The sequence below is a fragment of the Actinomadura soli genome (genome assembly GCF_005889715.1).
Taxonomy (GTDB): domain Bacteria; phylum Actinomycetota; class Actinomycetes; order Streptosporangiales; family Streptosporangiaceae; genus Spirillospora; species Spirillospora soli.
Map to the genome: position 1 here is coordinate 1 of NZ_VCKW01000334.1, position 7,361 is coordinate 7,361.

The following is a 7,361-nucleotide window of genomic DNA, read 5'->3' on the forward strand; positions in this document are numbered from 1 at the left end:
CTCCAGCCCCCGCCCACCACCATTCAAACGACGAGCCCCTCCACCACCTACAGTTGGGGAAAGGCATGGAAACGTACGCGGACTGGTTGCGCGCGCGAGGCGACGACGAGCTTCGCGCGCTGCTGTCCGCGCGTCCTGAGCTGCTCGCCCCCGTCCCGGCCGATCTGACCGCGCTCGCCGCCCGCGCCGCGACCCCCGCCGCGGTCTCCCGGGCCCTCGACCGGCTCGACCGGTTCACGCTCGCCGTCCTGGAGGCCCTGCTCGTCCTGCCCGCGCCGCCCGGCCCCGAAACGCTCGCCACCGCGCTCGACGCCACGCCCACCCAGGTCGGGGACGCTCTCGGAACGTTGCACCAGTACGGCCTCGTCTGGGGTAACGGGACGCTGAACCCGGCGCCCGGCGTCCGGCAGGCCCTGCCGCACCCGGCCGGGCTCGGCCCGCCCGTCCAGGAGGTCTTCGCCGGGTACACCCGCGAGCGCCTCACCGACCTGGTCACCGACCTGGACGGCGAGGCCCCGCGCGGCTTCGCCGATTCGGCGCGCCTGCTCCGGCGGCTCACCGAGCTGCTGGGCGCACCCGGCGCGCTGATCGACGACGCCGGTCCCGACGCGCTCGCCGCCCTCGACCATCTCGCCTGGGGCCCGCCGGTCGGACGGGTCGCCGACGCGCGCCGTCCCGTCCGGGTCGGCACCGCGGCCACCCCGATCGAACGGCTCCTCGCCCGCGGCCTCCTCGCCGCCGAGGACGACCGCACGGTCACCCTCCCGCGCGAGGTCGCGCTGCACCTGCGCGGCGGGCGCCTCTTCCGGGACGCCGCCGCGGAGCCGCCGCCGCTCACGCCCCCGCCCGGCGAACCGCGCGGCGAGGACGTCGTGATCCGGGCCGCGGCCGGGGAGGCGTTCAACGCCGTCCGGCTCGTCGAGGAGCTGCTCGAACGCTGGGGCCTGGAACCGCCGCCCGTCCTGCGCAGCGGCGGCCTCGCCGTCCGCGACCTGCGCGCCGCCGCCGGGCTGCTGGACGTCCCCGAATGGAAGGCCGCGCTGCTCGTCGAGGTCGCGTACGCGGCCGGGCTGCTGACCCGCAGCGGCGACCTCGACGGCGAATGGCTCCCGACGCCCGCCTACGACCTGTGGCTCATGCGCGACACCGCGGGCCGCTGGACGGAGCTGGCCCGCGGCTGGCTGAAGTCCGACCGGGCCGCGGGCCTCGCCGGAGAACGCGACGACCGCGACCGGCTCATCAACGCGCTCAGCGAGGCGATGGTGCGCAGCAGCGCCCCGTCCACCCGCCGCGCGACCCTGGACGTCCTCGTGGACGCCGGACGCGGCGCCGTCGGCGAGGACGCCCTCCGCGACCGGCTCGCGTGGTTGCGTCCCCGCCGCGGCGGCCGGACCCGCGACCGGATCATCGGCTGGACGCTGCGCGAGGCCGCCGCCCTCGGCCTCACCGGGTTCGGCGAGCCGGCCCCGTTCGCCCGCGACCTGCTCGCCGGCGCGGACCCCGAGCCCGCCCTGGAGAAGCACCTGCCCGCCCCGGTCGACGAGATCCTCATCCAGGCCGACCTCACCGCGATCGCGCCCGGCCCGCTGGTCACCGAACTCGCCAGGGAACTCGCCCTCGCCGCGGACGTCGAGTCCACCGGCGGCGCGACCGTCTACCGCTTCACGCCCGAGTCGATCCGCCGCGCCCTGGACGCCGGCCGGACCGCCGCCGACGTCACCGGCCTGCTGACCCGCCATTCGGCGACGCCGCTGCCGCAGCCGCTCACCTACCTGATCGACGACGTCGCCCGCAGGCACGGGCACCTGCGCGTCGGTGCCCTCGCGTCCTACGTCCGGACCGACTCGCCCGCCACGCTCGACGAGATCCTCGCCGACCGCCGCTCCGACCCGCTCCGGCTGCACCGCCTCGCGCCGACCGTCCTCGCGTCCGGGCTGCAGCGCGCCGACCTCCTCGACGGCCTGCGCGCCCTGGGCCTCGCCCCGGTCGCCGAGTCCCCGGGCGGCGGCGTGATCGTGACCCGTCCGGACGCGCAGCGCGCCGACCCGCCGCCGACCGCCGAGATCGTCCGGTTGCGGCCGGAGGAGCGCACCGACGCCTCGATGATCTCCGCCGCGGTGCGGGCGCTGCGCGCGGGCGACGAGGCGTCCATGCACGGCGCGGAGCATGCCCGGCTGCGGGCGGACGCCCCGTCCGGCGAGCTGCCCCGCTCCCCCGCGATGGCCACCGTCGACCGCCTCCGCACCGCCGTCGACCGCGGCGGGCGCGTCTGGATCGGCTACCTCGACCAGCAGGGACAGGCGTCCAGCCGCATCGTGGAACCCGTCCGCGTCGAGGGCGGCTTCCTCACCGGCTACGACGCGACGCGCGCCGCCGTGCACCGCTTCGCGCTCCACCGCATCACCGGCGTCGCCGAGCTCACCGACGACCCGGCCCCCTGAGCGATCCGCACCGTTCCACGGATGCCCGGAACCGGCGAACCTCACATACGGTCCAACCAGTGACCCACCGGACCGATAACGTGTCCAGGCGAACGTGAGGAGGCTCCCGATGAGCGGGTACGGAGGGCGTCCGCCGTCGGGCTGGGAGGACCCCTACGGCGGTGGATCGCAGGGCTGGGACCCGGGCGGCGCGTACGGACCGCAGTACGGCGCCGGACAGGGCTATCCACCCCCTGGCTACGGGCACGGCTACGGCTACGGGCCTCCGGGAGTGCCACACCGGACGCCGAGCAGCGGCTCCACCATCGCCGCCCTCGTCTGCAACGCCATCGCCGTCGTGCTGTGCTGCAACATCGTCGCCATCCCCGGCGTCATCACCGCCGCGATCGCGCTGGGACGCAACAGCACCGACCCGGGCTCGGCCCGGAAACTGACGATCTGGAGCTGGTCGCTCTTCGCCGCCGCCCTCGTGATCGGGATCATCCTCATCGTGATCTACGCGCTCCTCGTCGCCGCCGACCCCGACTACGACTCGTCCGGCGGAATCTGACCGGGCGAAGGTTCGAGGAGATCCGATGAGCGAGCCCGGCTACGGCTACGGTCCTCCCGGAGTGCCGCCCAGGACGGTGAGCAGCGGCACCATCACGGCCGCGCTCGTCTGCAACTCCATCGCGATCGTGCTGTGCTTCAACCTCGCCGCCGTAGCGGGCGTCATCACCGCCTTGCACGCACAGCGCCGCCTCACCACCGACCCGCGCTCAGCCCGGAAGCTGACCATCTGGAGCTGGTCGCTCTTCGCCCTGGCCATAGTGATCGGACTCGCCATCGGCGTGTTCTTCCTGATCCTCGGCGCCACCTCCTGACCGACCAGGCCCCCGGGTTCCTGCGAGCTCCGGCGGGCTGCGCCGGCCGCGACGAGATCCGCTCCGGCGGGACACCCTGCGGCGACGGGAAGACCCAGCGGCCCGAAGCCGTTGAATTCTCAGGCCGGACGTGCGCCCGCCCCGAACCGAACGACGAAGGCGCCGCCGCCGGCGTCCTCGGGTACCGTGCACCAGCGGGGATTCCCGACTCCCAACACCGATTCCCGACGGAGGCTGCTTTCCGTGACCGACGGTCCGCTCATCGTCCAGTCCGACAAGACGCTGCTGCTGGAGGTCGACCACGAACTGGCCGCCGCCTGCCGCAAGGCGATCGCGCCGTTCGCCGAGCTCGAACGGGCGCCCGAGCACGTCCACACCTACCGGGTGACGCCGCTCGCGCTCTGGAACGCCCGCGCCGCCGGGCACGACGCCGAGCAGGTCGTCGACACGCTGATCCGGTTCTCCCGCTATCCCGTCCCGCACGCGCTGCTCGTCGACGTCGCCGACACGATGGCCCGGTACGGGCGGCTGCGGCTGGAGAAGGACCCCGTGCACGGGCTCGTCCTGGCGTCGTCCGACCGGTCCGTGCTGGAGGAGGTCCTGCGGGCCAAGAAGATCAAGGGCATGATCGGCGAGCGGGTCGGGGACGACGTCGTCGCCGTCCACCCGAGCGAGCGCGGTGCCCTCAAGCAGGCCCTGCTGAAGCTCGGCTGGCCCGCCGAGGACCTCGCCGGCTACGTCGACGGCGAGGCCCACGCGATCTCCCTCGCCGAGGACGGCTGGCAGCTGCGCTCCTACCAGCGCGACGCCGCCGAGGCGTTCTGGGACGGCGGCTCCGGCGTCGTCGTCCTCCCCTGCGGCGCGGGCAAGACCATCGTCGGCGCCGCCGCCATGGCCCGCGCCGAGGCGACCACGCTGATCCTCGTCACCAACACCGTCTCGGCGCACCAGTGGAAGCAGGAGCTCCTCCGGCGCACGTCCCTCACCGAGGAGGAGATCGGCGAGTACACCGGCGCGAAGAAGGAGATCCGCCCCGTCACGATCGCGACCTACCAGATCATGACGACGCGCCGGAAGGGCGTCTACACGCACCTCGAACTGTTCGACGCCCGCGACTGGGGCCTCGTCGTGTACGACGAGGTGCACCTGCTGCCCGCGCCCATCTTCCGCATGACCGCCGACCTGCAGGCCCGCCGCCGCCTCGGCCTCACCGCCACCCTCGTCCGGGAGGACGGCCGCGAGGGCGACGTGTTCTCCCTCATCGGCCCGAAACGCTACGACGCGCCCTGGAAGGACATGGAGTCGCAGGGCTGGATCGCGCCCGCCGACTGCGTCGAGGTCCGCGTCACGCTCACCGATGCCGAACGCCTCGCCTACGCCACCGCCGAACCCGAGGAGCGCTACCGCTTCTGCGCCACCACCGACACCAAGACCAAGCTCATCCAGGCTCTGGTCGACCGGCACAAGGGCGAGCAGACCCTCGTCATCGGCCAGTACATCGACCAGCTCGACGAACTCGGCGCCCTGCTGGACGCACCCGTCATCAAGGGCGAGACCCGCGTCCGCGAACGGGAACGCCTTTTCGACGCCTTCCGCTCGGGCGAGATCAGCGTCCTGGTGGTGTCGAAGGTCGCGAACTTCTCCATCGACCTTCCTGAGGCGTCCGTCGCCGTCCAGGTGTCGGGCGCCTACGGATCCCGGCAGGAAGAGGCCCAGCGGCTCGGACGCCTTCTGCGTCCGAAGGCGTCCGGCCACGGGGCCCGCTTCTACGCCGTCGTCGCCCGCGACACCCTCGACCAGGACTACGCCGCCCACCGCCAGCGCTTCCTCGCCGAACAGGGCTACGCGTACCGCATCGTGGACGCCGACACGGTCCTGGCAGGCGACGAAATCTAACCCGCCTTCTCAACCAGGGCCCCCGCACCCTCGCTCACGCGACTCGCTCGGCTCGCTCGGCCGGTTCGGCTGGCTCGGCTGGCTTGGCGTCGAAGGGCGGCGACGGTGAGGAGCGCCCCGAGGAGGGTCACACCGGCGGCCATGTAGTACGCCGTCCCGAGCCCTTCGGTGAGTTCCCGCCGCAGGGCAGGGCCGTCCAGGCTCCCGGTTCCGCCGTTGACGACGAGCACCATGAGCGCTGTACCGACCGCCAGCCCCGTCTGATGCGTCACGGACGCCATCCCGGACGCGACGCCCTGCTCACCCGCCCCCACACCGTTGCCCGCCGCGATCCACATCGACGTCCAGACGATGCCCATCCCGAACCCCGTGACCATGATGCCGGGCAGCACCACGACGAACGCGGAGTCGGGCGACACGGCGACCGCCAGCAGCACCATCCCCGCCGCGCCGATCACCAGCCCGGCGGACAGGGCGGCGCGCATGCCCACACCGGTCACCAGCCGCTCCGCGACCTTCGTTCCGGCGATGTTCAGCAGCGTCAACGGCAGATACGCGAGGCCCGTCCGCAGCGGGTCATAGCCGAGGACGTCCTGAAGGTAGACCGTCAGCAGGTAGTACTGGGCGCCCAGGCCCGCACCGAACACCGTGGTGATCGCCATCGCCGTGAGCAGGCTGCGGTTGGCGAACATGCGCGGCGGCATGAGCGGATCACGACTCCGGACCTCGATCACGGCGAACACCACCAGCGACACGACACCGAGCCCCAACGCCCCGAGGATGGACGACGACGTCCACCCCCACACAGGACCCTGCGCCAGTACGAAGACCAGCAGCGTGACCCCGGCGGTCGCAGTCAACGCCCCAGGCAGATCGAACCGGCGCTCCCGCATGACGACGTCCCGAGCCGCATCAGACGGCAGCAACGGGAAGGCCGCCAGTAGCGCGACCCCGGCCAACAGGACGAAGACGTAGAACACCGACTCCCATCCGAAGACGTCGGCGAGCACGCCGCCGAGCAGAGCACCACCGGCCAGACCGCCACCTCCCATGGCGGCCCACACGGCAAGCGCACGATTTCGTTCAGGACCCTCAGCAAACGTCGTGCTGATCAGCGCCAGCGTGGCCGGGAACAGCAGCGCCGCACCCAACCCCTGCGCAGCCCGTACGGCGATCACCAGTCCCGGATGGCCGGCAAGCCCGCCGATGAGCGACGAGACGGCGTACAGGACGAGCGCGAGGATGAACATGCGGCGTCGTCCCAGCAGGTCCGCGGCCCGTCCACCCAGCAGCATGAAACCGCCGAGCGCGACCGCGTACGCGCTGACGACCCACTGGAGGGTCTGGCCGGAGAACTCCAGATCGCGCCCCAGCTCGGGCAACGCGACATAGACGATGTTGTAGTCGGCGGCGATGACGAACTGCGCGAACGCGAGCAAGGCCAGGACCCACGCCGGACGGCTGGACCGGTGGGACACATTCCCGGACAGCGGCTGGACGGACATGATTACCTCGAAGCGGTCATGTGAACGGGTACGTCAGGCCGCTACCGTAGAACTTGCCATCGGTGTCAGGTTCAAGTCCGTCGCCGTCATGTGAGGTGGGTCATGCGGATCGGTGAACTCGCACAGCGGACGGGCGTGAGCGCACGTTCCCTCCGCTACTACGAGCAGCAGGGACTGCTGGCGTCCGCACGGACACCCGGCGGCCACCGCGACTATCCCGAAATCGCGGTCGACCGGGTCATTCGCATTCAGGAACTCTTCGCCGCGGGCCTGCACAGCTCGAAGATCGCGGAACTGCTCCCCTGCATGCGGGACGCGGACGGCGGCCCGTCCGAGATCGCCACACCGCAACTGGTCACGGACCTAACCGCCGAACGCGACCGCATCGATCGCATGATCACCGACCTGGTCCGTTCCCGAGACGTGCTGAATGAAGTCATCGGCACCGCCACGGATCGCACCGCACACGACGAGGCAGAAGCCCACAAATAAGAAAGGCCCCGCCGTGTCGGCGGGGCCTTTCTGTGTGATATGTGTCCGGCGGTGTCCTACTCTCCCACACAGTCTCCCATGCAGTACCATCGGCGCTGAAGAGCTTAACTTCCGGGTTCGGGATGGGACCGGGTGTTTCCCCTTCGCCAAAACCACCGAACGCC

At 71.9% G+C, this 7,361-nt stretch carries 6 protein-coding genes and 1 rRNA gene; 5 read left to right on the top strand and 2 right to left on the bottom strand.

Annotation, left to right across the window (positions count from 1 at the left end; genetic code table 11):
* The first annotated feature begins 65 nt into the window (after nucleotides 1–65).
* The 4 genes from ETD83_RS37135 (at nucleotide 66) to ETD83_RS37150 (ending at nucleotide 5,200) form a co-directional block, all read left to right on the top strand.
* Nucleotides 66–2,441, top strand: coding sequence for a helicase-associated domain-containing protein (locus ETD83_RS37135; protein ID WP_138649885.1), 2,376 nt, complete (start codon nucleotides 66–68; stop codon nucleotides 2,439–2,441).
* Nucleotides 2,442–2,550: 109 nt separating this feature from the next.
* Complete coding sequence (locus tag ETD83_RS37140; protein ID WP_138649886.1) at nucleotides 2,551–2,991, top strand: hypothetical protein; 441 nt, start codon at nucleotides 2,551–2,553, stop codon at nucleotides 2,989–2,991.
* 25 nt (nucleotides 2,992–3,016) lie between these two features.
* Nucleotides 3,017–3,304, top strand: a complete 288-nt coding sequence (locus ETD83_RS37145) for a hypothetical protein (RefSeq protein WP_138649887.1) — start codon at nucleotides 3,017–3,019, stop codon at nucleotides 3,302–3,304.
* 243 nt (nucleotides 3,305–3,547) lie between these two features.
* On the top strand, nucleotides 3,548–5,200 hold the full coding sequence (locus ETD83_RS37150; RefSeq protein ID WP_138649888.1) for a DNA repair helicase XPB: 1,653 nt from the start codon (nucleotides 3,548–3,550) through the stop codon (nucleotides 5,198–5,200).
* Here the strand turns inward: ETD83_RS37150 and ETD83_RS37155 are convergent.
* The gene (locus ETD83_RS37155; RefSeq protein WP_138649889.1) at nucleotides 5,197–6,705 is read right to left on the bottom strand and encodes an MFS transporter; all 1,509 of its coding nucleotides are present in this window, start codon (nucleotides 6,703–6,705) and stop codon (nucleotides 5,197–5,199) included. The two genes, ETD83_RS37150 and ETD83_RS37155, sit on opposite strands and share 4 nt — an antisense overlap.
* 102 nt (nucleotides 6,706–6,807) lie before the next feature.
* Here ETD83_RS37155 and ETD83_RS37160 point away from each other — a divergent pair, with 102 nt between their 5' ends.
* Nucleotides 6,808–7,197, top strand: a complete 390-nt coding sequence (locus ETD83_RS37160) for a MerR family transcriptional regulator (protein ID WP_138649890.1) — start codon at nucleotides 6,808–6,810, stop codon at nucleotides 7,195–7,197.
* A 43-nt stretch (nucleotides 7,198–7,240) separates the two neighbouring features.
* Here ETD83_RS37160 and rrf read toward each other — a convergent pair.
* Nucleotides 7,241–7,357 (bottom strand): 5S ribosomal RNA (rrf, locus tag ETD83_RS37165).
* Nucleotides 7,358–7,361: the final 4 nt, after the last annotated feature.